Genomic DNA, 16,421 nt, shown 5'->3' with positions numbered 1-16,421 from the left:
GTTAGAGTTTGAAAATATTTTCCATCATCATCCATTTTTCACCCGGTTTAGCCCCTGGTAAAGCTTTTTGATAATTCCACATCAGCTTTTCCCATTCCTGAACTTTTTCATTTTCTAAATCAGCCTTTGCTTTAGCTTCCAGAGAAAATGAATCATTTACATCCATGATCATAAAAAGACGAGTGTTTAAAAGGTAAATTTCTAATTTTTCAACACCAGCTGATTTTATACTTTCTTCAATTTCTGGCCAAATGGCTTTATGGTATTCTTTATAAGCTTCAATAAGCTTTTCATCATTAATTAAATCGAGTGCAAAGCAATGTCTCTTCATTATATATTTCCTTTATAAGCTTTAACAACTTGTTTGCTGCTTCCTAAACCATTAATGCCCAATTCTACAACATCACCAGGTTTTAAGTACCAAGGCTCGGGTTTTTGGCCTAAACCAACACCAGCAGGTGTTCCTGTTGTTATCACATCACCAGGTAATAGTGTCATAAACTGACTGATGTATGAAACCATAAAGGGTACATTAAAAATCAGGTTTGAGGTATTTCCATCTTGTAAAGTTTTACCGTTAACTGTTAACCAAAGGCGTAAATTATGCACGTCGCTTATTTCATCAGGTGTTGCGATAAATGGACCGATAGGCGCAAAAGTATCACAGCTTTTACCTTTAACCCATTGTCCATTTCTTTCCAATTGAAATTCACGCTCGCTGTAATCATTATGTAAAACGTAGCCAGCAATGTGTTCTAATGCATTTTCTTCTGATACATAGCTTGCTTTCTTACCAATAACAATAGCCAGTTCAACTTCCCAATCTGTTTTTTTACTATTTTTTGGGATTATCAAATCATCATTAGGGCCTACTATTGCTGATGTAGCTTTGAAAAATAAAATTGGTTCGGTAGGGATTTGTGCATTTGTTTCTGCCGCGTGGTCTTTATAGTTTAAACCAACACATATAATTTTTGATGGACGAGCAAGTGCAGCACCTAAACGTACGTTTTTATCAACTTCATTAAGATTGGCTGTTTTAATGTCAGCTGCTAATTTTTCAATTGCATCACCTGCAAAAAATGCTTCGTTATAATCTGTAACCAGCGAAGAAACATCGTAATATTTATCATTTATAATAACACCCGGTTTTTCAAAACCAGCTTCGCCAAATCGTATTAATTTCATTATAAGTTATTTACGTTTTTAGTATTTAATTATTTAGTGTAGTAAAGCCTCCGTCGATAGGATAATCACAACCGGTTATGAAAGAAGCTTCATCACTGCATAAATATAAGGCCAAAGCACCAACTTCTTCAGGTTTTGCCATTCTTCCTATTGGTTGTGTTTTTGATAATTTCTCAAACATTTCAGGAATATTTTCAGGATAGTTTTTTTGCAGAAAACCATCAACAAAAGGCGTATGGACTCTTGCAGGAGAAATTGAATTGCATCTGATGTTTTCTCCAATATAATCTTTTGCAACGCTCATTGTCATTGCTTTTACGGCACCTTTTGCAGCGCTGTAAACGAAACGATCTGGTAATCCAACTAAAGAAGCAATTGAAGCCATGTTTATTATAACGCCTCCTCCTGACAATCGTATTTGCGGAATTGCGGCATATAAACAATTGTAAACACCTTTAACATTTACACGCATTACTCTATCAAAATCAGATTCTTCAGTTGTATCTGCTTTGCCAATATGTGCAATCCCGGCATTATTTACTAAAATATTTATTTTTCCAATCTGCTTAAAAACATCTTTAACAGCATTATGGTCTGAAACATCACAGGCATAACTAAATGCTTTAAAACCAGCGGCTTTTATTTCACTTAAAGTTGTTTCAGCTTGTTCGGTTCCCAGTTCAATTACATGAACTTCTGCGCCTTGCTTTGCCAGAATGGTTGCTATTGCTTTTCCAATACCACTTCCTCCACCTGTAACTACTGCTCTTTTATTTTGTAATGAAAACATATTTATATTATTGGTTTAAATTAAAAATAATTTACGGATTGACTGCCCTAAACTCTATTTTAAATAAATTATAGTTATTGCAAATTAAGTGGTATTTATCCAATAAAATTTTAATTTTTTATCTAAATATTAATTGATATTACCATATAGGATTAAATTTTGCTGTAATCATTTTTTTATATTTAAAACATGCAAATTGAAGAGATAATTCTGCATAATAGAGATAACTAATATATGTTTGCGATTTTAAAAAAACATATATATTTGGATTTATAAGATTTACTTTTTTATTGATTTCTTAAATCGATTTCAATACGTCTTAACCATTTACAAACCGAATTTAGAAGACTTGCTTTTTATAAATTATAAATGCACCTGACCAAATTTTAAATGTGATTAGCCAAAACCAAATATAATGAACCACAACACACAGCCAGGAATTGTAACCGACGACAATTCACCGTCAGGAAAAAAATATTTATTGCCACTAATTTTAATAACGAGCTTATTTTTTTTCTGGGGATTTGTACACAATCTAGATCCGGTTTTAATTCCTCACTTAAAAAAAGCATTTCGTCTAACCGATTTAGAAACATCTTTAGTAGATTTTTCAGTTTTTATCGCCTATTTCTTAATGGCTTTACCAGCAGGTTATGTAATGCGCAGGTGGGGCTATAAAAGTGGAATAATTTTAGGTCTATCGCTTTTTGCGGTTGGCTGTTTATTGTTTTTGCCTGCTGCAGATACTCGTCAGTATATATTCTTTTTAGGAGCATTATTTGTAATTGCTTGTGGATTAACTTTTTTAGAAACCGCTGCAAATCCTTATGTAACTATTTTAGGTCCACCAGAAACTGCAACTCAAAGGTTAAATTTCTCTCAGTCGTTTAACGGTTTTGCCGCATTCATGGCACCGATTGTGGGTGGAAAATTTATACTATCAGGTGTTAATTATACAGATAGTGAATTAGCAAAAATGCTGCCTCAAGCTAAAGAAGCATATTTAACACATGAAGCCAGCAGTGTAAAAGGGCCATATTTAATTTTGGGTTTAATTATCATCCTGGTAACCATATTATTTATTTTTACAAAATTACCTGATATCAAAGAGGATAAGGAGCTAATTGATAGTAAAGATAGGAGCGCTTTAGAAAAAATAATTCATGCTTTACGCCATAAACACTTACGTTGGGCTATTTTAGCGCAATTTTTTTATGTAGGTGCACAAGTTTGTGTTTTGAGTTTTTTTATCAGATTTGTTACTATATCTGCAAATATTGATGCCTCTGAAGCAAGTTGGTATTCTGGTGCAGCAGGATTGGCTTTTATGGTAGGTAGGTTTGCCGGTACTTTTTTAATGAAATATTTTGCTCCGAATCGTTTATTGATGTTTTATGCATTAGCAAGTGCATTACTTACATCTGTAGCAATTTTTGGTAATGGTGCAATTACGATTTATGCTTTAATTGGTGTGGCATTTTTTATGTCTATTATGTTTCCAACGATATTTAGTATGGGTATAGCTGGTTTAGGTGCCGATACAAAAATAGGTTCATCTCTTATTGTAATGTCTATAGTTGGTGGTGCGCTGCTACCATTGGGTTTAGGGTATATCTCCGACCTGACAGAAAATATCCAATATGGGTATTCAGTTCCATTGATATGCTTTATCGTAATTCTTTTTTATGGTTGGAAAGTATGGAAGCCAACACAAATTGAACAAGAAGTTAGCTTAAATGGTTAATATTTTAAATGATTTTTAAGAAATACTAGTTTTACATGGATTTACAGTTAAAAGATAAAGTTATTATTATTACTGGTGCTGCGAAGGGCATCGGTCGCAGTATTGCAGAGGTATTTGCTAAAGAAAATGCAATAGCTGTAATTGTTGGTAGAAAAGCCGAAGATAACCAGAAGGTTGTTGATGCAATTGTAGCCTACGGTGGTGAAGCTGCTCAATTTGTTGCGGAACTTTCGAATCCACAGGATTGCGAAAAAGTTGTGGCAGAAATTGTTGCTAAATTCGGAAGAATTAATGGTTTGGTAAACAATGCTGGTGTTAATGATGGTGTAAGTTTAGAAAGTGGAAACTATACAGATTTCATGGCTTCATTACATAAAAATGTAGTTCACTATTATTTAATGGCACATCATGCTTTGCCAGAATTAATTAAAAGCAAAGGTGCTATTGTAAATATCACTTCGAAAACCGCCGAAACGGGACAAGGAAATACCTCTGCATATGCTGCTGCAAATGGTGGTAGAAATGCTTTAACACGCGAGTGGGCAGTGGAACTGTTGAAATACGGAATTCGTGTAAATGCAGTAGTGGTTGCCGAATGCTGGACACCAGCCTACGAAACCTGGATTGAAACCTTGCCCGATGCTCAAGCAAAATTAGATGAAATAACAGCCAAAATTCCGTTGGAAAATAGAATGACGACAGCTGAAGAAATCGCCAACATGACGGCTTTTTTAATGTCAAACAAATCAAGTCATACCACCGGACAAATTATTCATGTAGATGGTGGTTATGTTCATTTGGATAGGGCCTTAGCGAATGCGTAAATAAAATTAGAGAATGATAGATGGGGTAAATGATTGAATGATATAGAATCACTGTTAACATTCGCTCATTTCATCATTCAAAATTCATTCAATCAATCAAAATTCAATCATTAATTTTAAGATGAAATCCCTAACCTGTACAACGCCCGGAACTTTTGATTATTCAGAGACTGATAAACCAGAACTTAAGAAAGCGCATTCAATTATAAAGATTAAGCGAATCGGCATTTGCGGAACTGATTTACATGCATTTGAAGGCACACAACCTTTTTTTAATTATCCGCGTATTTTAGGCCATGAGCTTTCAGGAGAATTGGTAGAGGCAGATGGAGCTGATGGTTTTACCATAGGAGAGGCGGTAACATTTATACCATATTTTAATTGCGATGGATGTATTGCCTGCCGAATGAATAAACCAAATTGTTGTGTTAAAATGCAGGTTTGTGGAGTACATATAAATGGTGGAATGTGTGAGTATTTGTCTGTTCCATCCAAAACACTTTTACACGGCGAGGGCTTAAGTTACGATGAACTAGCTTTAGTTGAACCTTTAGCTATAGGAGCGCATGGGGTTCGAAGGGCGGATGTTAAACCTGGAGAATTTGTACTCGTAATTGGTGCTGGTCCGATTGGTTTAGGAACCATGGAATTCGCCAGGATTGCGGGTGCAAATGTGATTGCTTTAGATGTAAACAAAGATCGACTGGCTTTTTGTAAAAATAAATTGAAAGTTACCCATGTGGTTAATGCACTTTCGCCAGATGTTGTAGAACAGTTGCGTAAAATTACAAATGGAGATATGCCAACAGTTGTAATCGATGCAACAGGGAATCAGAAAGCAATTAATAACGCCATTAATTATATGGCTCATGGCGCCAGATTTGTACTGATTGGTTTGCAAAAAGGCGATTTAATTTTCAATCACCCCGAATTTCACAAAAGAGAATCTACATTAATGAGCAGTAGAAATGCAACTATAGAAGATTTCCAACATGTAATTAAATCGATGAAAGCAGGTTTGGTTAATCCCACAAATTACATTACGCATCGTGTGAAATTTGAAGAAGTAAAAAATGAATTTGCAAGTTGGTTAGATCCGAGAAATGGGGTAATTAAGGCAATGGTTAGGATGGAGGATTAGTTTTTTAGCCACAGATTCTTCTGCTAATTCGTCCATCTCGCAAAGCCGGGAATCTTGCTGCTTATTTTATACCTCCAATAATTCTCCCGCAGATTTTGTTGATTTTCGCAGATTCCCTCTTCCGTAAGTCGTCATTCCCCGCGCATGCGGGAATCTTAAAGCGTTTTTGAAAAAACATAATTAAAAATAATCATTAACCATCAACTAATAAAAAAGGGCAATTTTCGTGTATAAAATTGCCCTTTTTTATTATAGTTCTAAAGCTAATTACCAGAACTTGACATAAATAAGTGTAATTAAAAGTAAGGTAACTACAATCAATACTAAGGTAGATGGCGCAACTTTAAACATCGATTTATCTAGTTCGAATGCCTTAGGATTAACTTTTGGCCCTAATAAACTCAGTCCAACCATTACAATCATTGTAAATAAGAACGATAAACCCATACATATTAAAAATGGAATTTCGTAAATACCATCCTTATTGATATAAGCTGTATACAAGAAATTTTCGTGACCAAACCATATTGGTGCATAATTATTGAAAACCACCGAAAGCAAAAATCCGGTTATTAAACCAGCAATTGCCGCGGTACCCGTGGTACGCTTCCAAAACATCCCCAAAAGGAACATGGCAAATACACCTGGACTAATAAAGCCTGTATATTTTTGGATGAAAGTAAATCCTCCTTCGCCTCCAATTCCTAGTAAGTCATCCCAAGTTAAAATTACCGACATTGTAATTGCCACGAAAATACTTATTCTTCCAACTATAACTAATTTTTTGTCATCAGCATTTTTGTTAATGTATTTTTTGTATATATCTAAAGTCCAGATGGTAGAAATACTATTTGCTTTACCTGCTAAAGATGCCACAATTGCAGCTGTTAATGCTGCTAACGACAAACCTTTTAATCCGTTGGGTAAAAATGTTAGTACCGCCGAGTATGCATTATCAGCAATTACTTTTCCATGAGGAGCCATTTCATGCTGCAATGCACCATTTCTGTGTAAAACATATGCTGCAATACCCGGTAACATCACGATAATCGGCATACCTAATTTTAAGAAACCAGCAAATAAAATACCTGTTCTAGCTGTTTTCAAATCTGCACCAAGCGCTCTTTGAGTAATATATTGGTTGCAACCCCAGTAGTTTAAATTCACAATCCACTGGCCGGCAAAATACATTGCAATACCTGGCAAAGCCAAATATTTATTTACATATTCCTGAGATGAATTAGCATCTGGTTTAGCTAAAATCATTTTAAAATGGTCTGGCGAGTCTTTCATCAACATTTTAAAACCCGCAATGGCATCTTTTCCTAATCCAAAGTGATCACTCACCATGGTTAGTGCTATGTAGGTTGTAACTAAGCCTCCCGCAATTAGTACGATTACCTGAATTACATCTGTAAAGCCGATTACTTTCATTCCACCCAGTGTAATAATTAGTGAGAAAGCAGCCAAGCCAACAACAATGTATTTAAAATACATCGGATCTACCATACTGCTTATAGCGATAGAACCCAGGTATAAAATAGAGGTAAGGTTTACAAAAATGTATAAGAATAACCAGAATATGGCCATTATTAAACTTACTGTTTCATTGTACCGTGTTTGCAGAAACTGTGGCATGGTAAAAATTTTATTCTTCAGGTAAACCGGAATAAACCAAACCGCAACAATAATTAATGCAATAGCGGCTACCCACTCGTATGCTGCAACGGCCATACCTACTTGAAATCCTTGTCCACTCATGCCAATAAATTGCTCAGCAGAAATGTTCGATGCAATAAGGGATGCTCCAATTGCCCACCAGGTTAAAGAACCTTCGGCGAGAAAGAAGTCGTGACTTCCTGATGTAGCTTTATTTTTCTTACTACTGTAAATCCAATAACCGTAAGCGGAAATTAAGATGAAATAGAAGATAAAAACGGTGTAATCTACCGTAGAAAAACTGTTCATAATTTAGTTTGATTTGGTTATTTATTTATAAAAAACTTCATTCCATTGAAGCTCATTTCTGAACTGGTTTATTTTGGTTTCTGCGCCGATATTAATATATTCTATACCTGCAATGTTTGCAAAATCAGCTAAATGCTCAGTAGTTAAATTCTGGCTGTAAGCTGTGTGATGCGCACCACCTGCATAAATCCATGCAGCACAACCTGTTTTCATATCAGGAAGCGGTTTCCAAAGCACCCTTGCAACTGGCAGGTTTGGTAAGTCATGCTCAGCCTCAACTGCTTTAACCTCATTAACCAATAAACGGAATCGGTTGCCCATGTCAATTAAAGATGCATTTAGAGCATCACCACCTGCAACATTAAAAACCAAACGAGCTGGGTCTGCTTTACCACCAATACCCAATGGATGAACTTCTAAACTTGCTTTCCCTTTTGCTAAAGAAGCATCAACTTCAAGCATGTGTGAGCCTAAAACCATTGAATTTTCCGGATCGAAATGGTAGGTATAATCTTCCATGAAAGCATTTCCTCCAGCCAAACCAGAGCCCATAACTTTACATGCCCGCACTAATGCAGTGGTTTTCCAGTCGCCTTCTCCTGCGAAACCATAACCACTAGCCATTAATCGTTGTGCTGCGATTCCTGGTAATTGAATCATGCCATGTAAATCTTCAAATGTATCAGAGAAGCCTTTAAAATTACCATCTTCTAAAAATTTCCTTAAACCCAATTCAATTTTTGCTGCATCATAAACTGAAGAATGTCTGGCACCACCCGTTTTTAAATCATCGGCCATTTCATAAGTTTCTTCATATTCTTTTAACAAAGTTTGGATTGCATCTTCATTTACAGCATTAATTACAGCAACTAAATCGCCGATACCATAGGTGTTTACTGAAAAACCGAATTTCATTTCTGCTTCAACTTTATCACCATCGGTTACTGCAACATAACGCATGTTATCGCCAAAACGGACAAATTTTGCACCTTGCCAATCGTGCCAGCCTGCAGCAGCTCTACACCAAGTATCAATTTGAGAAGCAACTTCTTCATCTTCCCAATGTCCAACAACAACTTTCCTATCTTTACGCATACGAGTAACCATAAACCCAAACTCTCTGTCGCCATGCGCACTTTGGTTTAAATTCATAAAATCCATATCAATGGTATTCCATGGAATATCTCGATTGAACTGTGTATGTAAATGTAAGAGTGGTTTTTGCAGAATATTTAAGCCTCTAATCCACATTTTTGCAGGAGAGAAGGTGTGCATCCAGGTTACAACCCCGATACAATTTTCATCTGTATTTGCACTTTGCAAGGTTTCAAAAATTTCATCTGTATTTTTTACAATTGGCTTATAAACAACCGAAACTGAAATTTTTTCATTATTATTTAATGATTTTGCAACTTTTTCGGCATGTCTTGCAACTTGTTTTAATGTTTCTTCTCCGTACAAATCCTGGGTACCTGTAATAAACCAAACCTGTAATTTTTTTAAATCAATCATTTTATTGTGGTTAGAAATTAATTATGTTAATATTTTTTTGAAAAGCAGTTTTCGGTTTCGATAGTCTAGCTTTCCGTTTTATTTGGCCAATGAAAAATTAGCCTTCATGCACACTCTAATCAGGTTTATTTTAGCCAAAATTGTACTAATAACTTTAAATCTACTCTTGGCCATAATATGCATCGGCACCATGTTTACGTTCATAATGCTTTTTTATTAAAGAATCTTTTAACCTTGGTGCATTCGCATTAATTTGTTCGGTTAGTATGGCCATTTGTGCAATTGCTTCTAAAACAGCACTATTGTATACGGCTTTTTCAGCAGTTTTGGCCCAGGTAAAAGGAGCGTGGTTACCTACTAAAATCATTTCTACTTCTTTATGGCTAAGACCTAAACTTTTAAAATGATTCATTATCTGGAAACCCGTTTCATACTCATAATTTCCTTTAATCATTTCGTCATCCATAGGTGGCGCACAAGGAATATCTACCGTTAAGTGGTCGCCATGTGTTGTCCCGAAAATCGGAATTGCCCGTTGTGCCTGTGCCCACGCTGTTCCGTAAGTAGAATGCGTGTGTACAATGCCCCCAATATCTTCCCAATGTTTGTAAAGTACTGCATGGGTTTTAGTATCAGATGATGGGCGTAAATTTCCTTCAACAGTGTTTCCATCGAAATCTACAATAACCATTTTTTCAGCAGTTAAATCCTCATAGGGAACACCGCTTGGTTTAATTGCAAAAATACCCTTATTCCTATCGGCTGCACTAACATTGCCGAAAGTGAAAAGCACTAAACCCAATTTCGGCAGTTGCATATTTGCTGCGTAAGCCTGCTCTTTTATATCCATATAGTTGCTCATGATATATATGGTTTTACATCTTTCTTATGGTATTTTTCAATATATCTGCCTAAGCCTAAATACTGTTGGTAATGCTGGCGATAAATTTTTATGTTTTTCAGCTGCGGCTGATATTCCTTTTCAAATCCGGTTCCCATAGCGGCCATTGCAGTTTCTATATCTGGATAAATGCCTGCTGCAACTGCTGCAAACATCGCTGCACCCAAAGCGCAGGTATGTTCAAAGCGGTGAATGCGAATTGGCATTTCCAAAACATCGGCCATCATTTGCATAATGTATGGCGATTTTTTGGCTACGCCACCAATGCCAATAATTCCTTTAACCGGAACGCCTTGTTCTTTAAATCTATCTACAATTGCCTTCGCACCGAAACAGGTTGCAGCAGCTAAAGCCCTGAAAAATCTTGGTGCATCAGTACCTAAACTCAAGCCGGTTATTGCACCTTTTAATTCTTGATTAGCATCTGGGGTTCTTCTGCCATTTAACCAGTCTAAGGCCAATTCAGGATAATCATCAACAGGTAATTCTGATGCCTGCTTACTTAAATTTGCAATAATTTTGTGTTCAATTTCTTCTTTTAAAGCCAGCGCAGTATGCTCATCAATCAGTATAGATTCAGCTAATAAATTATTAATTGGCCAGCTTATTAGATTTTTAAACCATGCATAAGCATCGCCGAAGGCAGATTGGCCGGCTTCTAAACCTGCCATACCTGGAATAACTGAGCCATTTACTTGTCCGCAAATTCCGTTTACCAATTTACCTTCCATATCTTCATTTGGTGCTACCAGAATATCGCAGGTACTGGTTCCCATTATTTTACTCAAATAGTAAGGCTCAATTTGTCCACCAACAGCCCCCATGTGTGCATCGAAAGCACCAACACCGATAACAACATCTTTACTTAAACCTAATTTCTCAGCCCATTCGGCACTTAAATTTCCTGCTGAAATATCAGAAGTGTAGGTATCTTTAAATAATAATGCTCTATATCCCTTTAATAAAGGATCTAGAGTTTCAAAAAATTCTTCAGGAGGTAATCCGTCAAATTCTTCTGCCCATAGTGCTTTATGTCCGGCAGCACAACGACTGCGTTTCATCTCTTTTACATCTCTTTTTCCACTCAATAAAAAAGGAATCCAGTCGCAGTGTTCAACCCATGAAACTGTGCTTTTTCTTACTTGTGCATCAACCCTTAAAATATGAAGCAATTTAGACCAGAACCATTCTGAAGAGTAAATTCCACCAACATATTTTAAATAGTTAACTGGGAATTTTGTTGCATGATTGTTAATTTCTGCCGCTTCTTTAACCGCAGTATGATCTTTCCATAATACAAACATTGCATTAGGGTTTTCAGAAAAATCAGCCTTTAAAGCCAATGGAGTGCCGGTTTCATCAACAGCCACAGGACTAGATCCTGTTGTATCTACTGAAATTCCTTTAACAAAAGAAGCAACTGATTCACCGCCTGCCTTTGCAATACAATCTTTTATGGTGTGGGTTAATCCCTCAATATAATCTAAAGGATGTTGTCTGAATTGATTAATGGATGGTTTGCAATATTGGCCCTTTTGCCATCGAGGGTAAAGAAAAACAGAAGAGGAAATTTCGTTTCCATTTGCGGAATCAACCAGAACGGATCGAACAGAATCTGTCCCGTAATCTACTCCGATTACATAATTTGCTGTGCTCATAACAATAAATAAATGTCTAATTAACGTTTATTTATTTGAATTAAAAAATTTTGTTGTGTTTTTACTGGTTATAAATTTCAACATTTTTTGTAGTAGATGTTTGAATTGCATTATTACAAATAAAAAACGGAGATTTTCTTAAAAAATAAATTTTAAAACTTTGGGTGGGAGTATGCTCAAAAATTTTCGGATAAAAATAGCGTATATCTGTGCGTTTTTTTTATAGCGATTTCCTCAAATTTAAATAAAAAGGAACATGAATTTTCTCCCTGATATTATTCAAGATACAGTTTGCTGTTTCAGTACCTAGCATTGCGAAATCAGTGGAAATGGTTGTAATGCCATTTAAAATAATCCGCTTCAAAGGTATCTCGTTATAAGAAATTACACCAACATCTTTACCAACTTCCATTTCCAGGGCCAGTAATCTTTCGATTAGTGTAACCAAATCATCTTCCATTAAACTGATGTAAACTTCACCTTTGCTTATTTCTTCAACAATAATATTATCTACAACCTTATGGTTAAAAGCATATTGCTGGCAAAATTTGTAAAAGCCATCTAAAATCTCCTTTGGAAAATAGGTGTTTTTGGGGAAGATAATTTTTAGCGTATGGTATTTTGAAAGTGGTGCTAAAGCTTGTTCTAGAGCATTATAAATATCCTGGGCAAAATTCTCATAAACAGCAGCATATTCACCAGTAATTCCAGGAAGCAGCTTATCTAGAATAATCAATTTTTCTCTAGGTATTGCATTTATAATATCCTGTGCTTTTTCATCGCCTTCGTTAAAATGAGGGATGATTACATAGTGTGTGTAACCATCCTTTTTATTATTTAATATGCTTTTAAATAGAGAGAAGTCATTATTGTAAACATATAAATCTATCGCAGCCTGTTCGCCTATGGCTTTTGAAAATGAATCATAAATAATTTTTTTATGTGTACTTAACTTATTAAATAGTAAGCAAATTTTAAGTTTTCTTGAAAAATCGGTATTGATTACGAAGTAACCTTTCCCTGGAATAGATTCTATAACACCAAGCTTCCTTAATCGGCGATAACCTTTTTCAGCAGTATCTCTTGATATTTCTAAAACGAAACTCAACTCATTTATCGAAGGGAGCATATTCCCGTTTTGAATTTTTCCTGTTTCAATCGCATATAAAATCGTATTTACCAACTGCTTATACTTAGGTGTAGCAGAATATTCATCGATAATAATGTAACTGATTAAATCTTCGGATTTCAAAACTAGGTGGTTATTTTCTCCAAATATAACAAAACACATTTCTTATAAGCATGACAGTACATAACAGTTAAGTTTATTTCAATTTTTACATTCGAAAACCAAATATAAAACCAATAACATGCAAGCAATTTTAGGTGTAATTTTTCATTTTATCGGAGGGTTTGCCTCCGGGAGTTTCTACATTCCGTATAAAAAAGTTAAAGGCTGGGCTTGGGAAAGCTATTGGATTGTAGGTGGCATATTTTCCTGGTTAATTGTTCCGCCTCTTGCCGCATTTTTAACCGTACCTAATTTTACAGCAATTATATCTGGTACAAGTGGTAGTATTTTGTGGTTAACCTACTTCTTCGGTATTTTATGGGGTATCGGCGGTTTAACTTATGGTTTAGGCGTTCGTTATTTAGGTGTTTCATTAGGTAGTAGTATTATCTTGGGCCTTTGTATGGTGCTTGGTTCTATTTTGCCATCCATTTATTTTGATTTTTTTCCTCAGGCCGGTAAAGACACTTTTACCATGTTTATTACAACCGATTGGGGAAGAATGGTTTTGCTTGGACTTTTAGTATGCGTTTTAGGAATTGTTATCTGTGGCAAAGCAGGTATGATGAAAGAGAAAGAGATTAAAACAGATGTTACGGACCCTCATGGAATGGAAGTTAAAACTGAGTTTAAATTTGGTTTGGGCTTATTTGTTGGCATTGTTTCGGGAGTATTAAGCGCTTGTTTTAACTTTGGTATTGAGGCGGGTAAACCAATGGCCGATGCAGCAAATGCAGTTTGGAAAGCTACAAATCCTGCTGAAACCGGAAATTTTCTTTTTCAAAATAATGTAACATACATTATTGTACTTTGGGGCGGTTTAACCACAAATTTTATCTGGTGTATGGCTCTAAATGCAAGGAATAAAACTTTTGGCGATTACACAAAGGCAAGTACTCCATTGTTAAAAAATTATATTTTCTCAGCGCTCGCTGGTACAACCTGGTTCTTGCAGTTTTTCTTTTATGGCATGGGCGAAAGTAAAATGGGCAATGGTGCAAGTTCCTGGATTTTACACATGGCGTTTATCATTTTAATCGCTAACGTTTGGGGCTTAATATTAAAAGAATGGAAAGGTGTTTCCAAAAAAACATTCACCACTGTTATCGTGGGGATTTTAACCATCATCATTTCTGTACTTATCGTGGGTTATGGAAATTCAATTAAATAAATTTTAAAAAGTAAAATATCAATATAGATGTCTGTTAAAGAAACAAATTATAAGTACGTAAGCTACTTATGGGATGAAGAAGAGGCTGCAAAATTAGCCGGAGATGAAGTTGCACTGTTAATCTATCGCTCTAATTTATTAGGTGCCGATTTACGTTTAACAAATTATGGCGGAGGCAATACATCGTGTAAATTATTAGAAAAAGACCCGCTAACAGGTTCAGAAACTGAAGTAATGTGGGTTAAAGGTTCGGGTGGCGATTTAGGTACATTGAAAAAAAGTGGTCTTGCTGCGCTTTACGTCGATAGATTAAGGAGTTTGAAAAATATTTATCGCGGTGTAGAACATGAAGATGAAATGGTTGAATTGTTTAACCATTGTATTTTCGATTTAAGCTCAAAAGCACCATCAATTGACACACCATTACACGGATTTTTACCTTTTGCGCATATCGACCATTTGCATCCTGATGCCGCTATCGCCATTGCAGCAGCAAAAGATGGGAAAAAAATTACTGAAGAATTATTTGGTGGTACAATCGGTTGGGTAGAATGGAAAAAACCTGGTTTTGAATTGGGCTTAACTTTGAAAAAATGCCTTGATGAAAATCCTGGAATTCGTGGAATTATGCTAGGTTCTCATGGTTTATTTACCTGGGGCGATACAGCTTACGAAAGCTATGTAAATACTTTAGATGTTATCGAAATCTGTTCAGACTATTTAGCTCAGAATTATGGTAAAAAAGCTCCGGTTTTTGGTGGACAAAAAATAGAAAGTGCAGAGGCTGATAAGCGCAAAAAACAAGCTGCAACATTAGCACCCGTTTTACGTGGATTATGTTCTTCAAAACAACACATGATTGGTCATTTTACGGATGATGCCCGTGTTTTGGAATTCATTAACTCAAATGATTTAAGCCGTTTAGCACCTATGGGTACCAGTTGCCCTGATCATTTTTTAAGAACTAAAATCAGTCCGCTGGTTTTAACGCTAACAGCAGATGCTGATTTATCAGATACAAAATCTTTAAAGGAAACTTTAGAACCCGCTTTCGAGGCTTACAGGGCAATGTACACGGATTATTATGAAACTTGCAAACATCCGAATAGTCCGGCGATACGCGACACCAATCCGGTTGTAATTTTATATCCCGGAATCGGAATGTTTACTTTTTCTAAAGATAAACAAACCGCGAGAGTAGCAGCAGAATTCTATACCAACGCCATCAATGTGATGAAAGGTGCTGAAGCCATTTCAGAATATACTTCATTGCCCCATCAGGAAGCTTTTAATATCGAATACTGGTTATTAGAGGAAGCAAAATTACAACGTATGCCGAAACCAAAACCGCTAACCGGAAAAATTGCCTTAATTACAGGTAGTGCCGGTGGAATTGGAAAGGCAATTGCAAAGAAATTTGTTGCTGAAGGTGGTGTGGTGATTTTAAATGACATGAACGCCGAACGGTTAGAAGCTGCCGGTGAAGAATTTGAAACTCAGTTTGGAAAAGATTCTTACGCAACTGCTATTTTAAATGTAACCAGCCAGGCAGATATTAATGCTGCTTTTGATTCAGCAGCACTGGCTTTCGGCGGTATTGATATCGTTATAAATAATGCAGGTTTATCCATTTCGAAAACAATTGGCGACCACACCGAAAAAGATTGGGATTTATTGTACGATGTTTTAGTTAAAGGTCAGTTTTTTATTACTCAGGCTGCAACAAATACGATGCAAAAGCAAGGTATTGGCGGCGATATCATTAATATTGTAAGTAAGAATGCATTGGTAAGCGGACCAAATAATGCAGGTTATGGTAGTGCAAAAGCAGCGCAACTACATTTAAGCAGATTAAATGCAGCTGAATTGGGTGCAGATAATATTCGTGTTAACGTTGTAAACCCTGATGCGGTAATCAGCGACAGTAATATCTGGGCAGGTGGCTGGGCAGAAGGCAGAGCTAAAGCATATGGCATTACTGTTGCAGAATTGCCTGCTTATTATGCTAAACGTACTTTATTAAATCAAATTATTTTGCCTGAAGATATTGCAAATGCTTGTTTTGCCTTCGTTGGCGGCTTATTACAAAAATCGACAGGAAATGTTTTAAATGTTGATGGTGGTGTTGCCATGGCATTTGTAAGATAAGGACATATTCTTCTCCTCGGTCTGTGTCCGCACAGACCGAAACAAAGAATTAAATATTACCTAACCTCAGTTTGTTTTTTGCAAG

General features: G+C 36.0%; 13 protein-coding genes. 5 read left to right on the top strand and 8 right to left on the bottom strand.

The annotated features are described in order from the left end of the window. Window position 1: 1 nt before the first annotated feature. Genes IEV50_RS06680 through IEV50_RS06670 form a run of 3 tightly spaced genes read right to left on the bottom strand, consistent with a single transcriptional unit; the run spans window position 2 to window position 1,978 of the window. Window positions 2–331, bottom strand: coding sequence for an L-rhamnose mutarotase (locus IEV50_RS06680; protein WP_188412467.1), 330 nt, complete (start codon window positions 329–331; stop codon window positions 2–4). Continuing rightward, a complete protein-coding gene (locus IEV50_RS06675; protein ID WP_188412466.1) occupies window positions 331–1,188 on the bottom strand; it encodes a fumarylacetoacetate hydrolase family protein in 858 nt (285 codons plus the stop codon). Before IEV50_RS06675 ends, IEV50_RS06680 begins: the two co-directional genes overlap by 1 nt. Before the next feature lie 25 nt (window positions 1,189–1,213). Further along, a complete protein-coding gene (locus tag IEV50_RS06670) occupies window positions 1,214–1,978 on the bottom strand; it encodes an SDR family NAD(P)-dependent oxidoreductase (protein WP_188412465.1) in 765 nt (254 codons plus the stop codon). A gap of 415 nt (window positions 1,979–2,393) precedes the next feature. On the opposite strand from IEV50_RS06670, the gene fucP reads away from it, so the two are divergent. The 3 genes from fucP to IEV50_RS06655 all read left to right on the top strand — a co-directional run bounded on the left by fucP (window position 2,394) and on the right by IEV50_RS06655 (window position 5,687). After that, window positions 2,394–3,722 carry an L-fucose:H+ symporter permease gene (fucP, locus tag IEV50_RS06665; RefSeq protein ID WP_188412464.1) on the top strand — a complete coding sequence of 443 codons (1,329 nt, stop codon included), beginning with the start codon at window positions 2,394–2,396 and terminating at the stop codon, window positions 3,720–3,722. A 35-nt stretch (window positions 3,723–3,757) separates the two neighbouring features. Next, window positions 3,758–4,546 (top strand): SDR family oxidoreductase, encoded by a 789-nt coding sequence (locus IEV50_RS06660; protein WP_188412463.1) that lies wholly within the window; start codon window positions 3,758–3,760, stop codon window positions 4,544–4,546. Window positions 4,547–4,667: 121 nt separating this feature from the next. Continuing rightward, window positions 4,668–5,687, top strand: a complete 1,020-nt coding sequence (locus IEV50_RS06655) for a zinc-binding alcohol dehydrogenase family protein (RefSeq protein WP_188412462.1) — start codon at window positions 4,668–4,670, stop codon at window positions 5,685–5,687. Window positions 5,688–5,954: 267 nt separating this feature from the next. Here IEV50_RS06655 and IEV50_RS06650 read toward each other — a convergent pair whose 3' ends face one another. The 5 genes from IEV50_RS06650 to IEV50_RS06630 all read right to left on the bottom strand — a co-directional run bounded on the left by IEV50_RS06650 (window position 5,955) and on the right by IEV50_RS06630 (window position 12,978). After that, window positions 5,955–7,655 carry a sodium:solute symporter family transporter gene (locus IEV50_RS06650; protein ID WP_188412461.1) on the bottom strand — a complete coding sequence of 567 codons (1,701 nt, stop codon included), beginning with the start codon at window positions 7,653–7,655 and terminating at the stop codon, window positions 5,955–5,957. Between the two features lie 21 nt (window positions 7,656–7,676). Beyond that, entirely contained in the window at window positions 7,677–9,167 is a 1,491-nt protein-coding gene (araA, locus tag IEV50_RS06645; protein ID WP_188412460.1) for an L-arabinose isomerase, read from the bottom strand. A gap of 160 nt (window positions 9,168–9,327) precedes the next feature. Continuing rightward, window positions 9,328–10,029 carry an L-ribulose-5-phosphate 4-epimerase gene (locus IEV50_RS06640; protein WP_188412459.1) on the bottom strand — a complete coding sequence of 234 codons (702 nt, stop codon included), beginning with the start codon at window positions 10,027–10,029 and terminating at the stop codon, window positions 9,328–9,330. Then, a complete protein-coding gene (locus tag IEV50_RS06635) occupies window positions 10,026–11,726 on the bottom strand; it encodes a ribulokinase (protein ID WP_188412458.1) in 1,701 nt (566 codons plus the stop codon). Before IEV50_RS06635 ends, IEV50_RS06640 begins: the two co-directional genes overlap by 4 nt. A gap of 220 nt (window positions 11,727–11,946) precedes the next feature. Continuing rightward, window positions 11,947–12,978 (bottom strand): GntR family transcriptional regulator, encoded by a 1,032-nt coding sequence (locus IEV50_RS06630; protein ID WP_229746657.1) that lies wholly within the window; start codon window positions 12,976–12,978, stop codon window positions 11,947–11,949. 118 nt (window positions 12,979–13,096) lie between these two features. Between IEV50_RS06630 and rhaT the strand changes: the two genes are divergently transcribed. Continuing rightward, window positions 13,097–14,188 (top strand): L-rhamnose/proton symporter RhaT, encoded by a 1,092-nt coding sequence (rhaT, locus tag IEV50_RS06625; RefSeq protein ID WP_188412456.1) that lies wholly within the window; start codon window positions 13,097–13,099, stop codon window positions 14,186–14,188. A gap of 27 nt (window positions 14,189–14,215) precedes the next feature. Further along, entirely contained in the window at window positions 14,216–16,336 is a 2,121-nt protein-coding gene (locus tag IEV50_RS06620; protein ID WP_188412455.1) for a bifunctional aldolase/short-chain dehydrogenase, read from the top strand. The last annotated feature ends 85 nt before the right edge of the window (window positions 16,337–16,421 follow it).

The sequence above is a fragment of the Pedobacter mendelii genome (assembly GCF_014635725.1).
Taxonomy (GTDB): Bacteria; Bacteroidota; Bacteroidia; order Sphingobacteriales; family Sphingobacteriaceae; genus Pedobacter; species Pedobacter mendelii.
Note: the sequence above shows the minus strand (reverse complement) of the source record. Positions and strands in the feature narration are given on the sequence as shown.

Coding starts and splice junctions, on each gene's coding strand:
- IEV50_RS06680 (WP_188412467.1), bottom strand. CDS start 331: ATGAAGAGACATTGCTTTGCACTCGATTTAATTAATGATGAAAAGCTT.
- IEV50_RS06675 (WP_188412466.1), bottom strand. CDS start 1,188: ATGAAATTAATACGATTTGGCGAAGCTGGTTTTGAAAAACCGGGTGTT.
- IEV50_RS06670 (WP_188412465.1), bottom strand. CDS start 1,978: ATGTTTTCATTACAAAATAAAAGAGCAGTAGTTACAGGTGGAGGAAGT.
- fucP (WP_188412464.1), top strand. CDS start 2,394: ATGAACCACAACACACAGCCAGGAATTGTAACCGACGACAATTCACCG.
- IEV50_RS06660 (WP_188412463.1), top strand. CDS start 3,758: ATGGATTTACAGTTAAAAGATAAAGTTATTATTATTACTGGTGCTGCG.
- IEV50_RS06655 (WP_188412462.1), top strand. CDS start 4,668: ATGAAATCCCTAACCTGTACAACGCCCGGAACTTTTGATTATTCAGAG.
- IEV50_RS06650 (WP_188412461.1), bottom strand. CDS start 7,655: ATGAACAGTTTTTCTACGGTAGATTACACCGTTTTTATCTTCTATTTC.
- araA (WP_188412460.1), bottom strand. CDS start 9,167: ATGATTGATTTAAAAAAATTACAGGTTTGGTTTATTACAGGTACCCAG.
- IEV50_RS06640 (WP_188412459.1), bottom strand. CDS start 10,029: ATGAGCAACTATATGGATATAAAAGAGCAGGCTTACGCAGCAAATATG.
- IEV50_RS06635 (WP_188412458.1), bottom strand. CDS start 11,726: ATGAGCACAGCAAATTATGTAATCGGAGTAGATTACGGGACAGATTCT.
- rhaT (WP_188412456.1), top strand. CDS start 13,097: ATGCAAGCAATTTTAGGTGTAATTTTTCATTTTATCGGAGGGTTTGCC.
- IEV50_RS06620 (WP_188412455.1), top strand. CDS start 14,216: ATGTCTGTTAAAGAAACAAATTATAAGTACGTAAGCTACTTATGGGAT.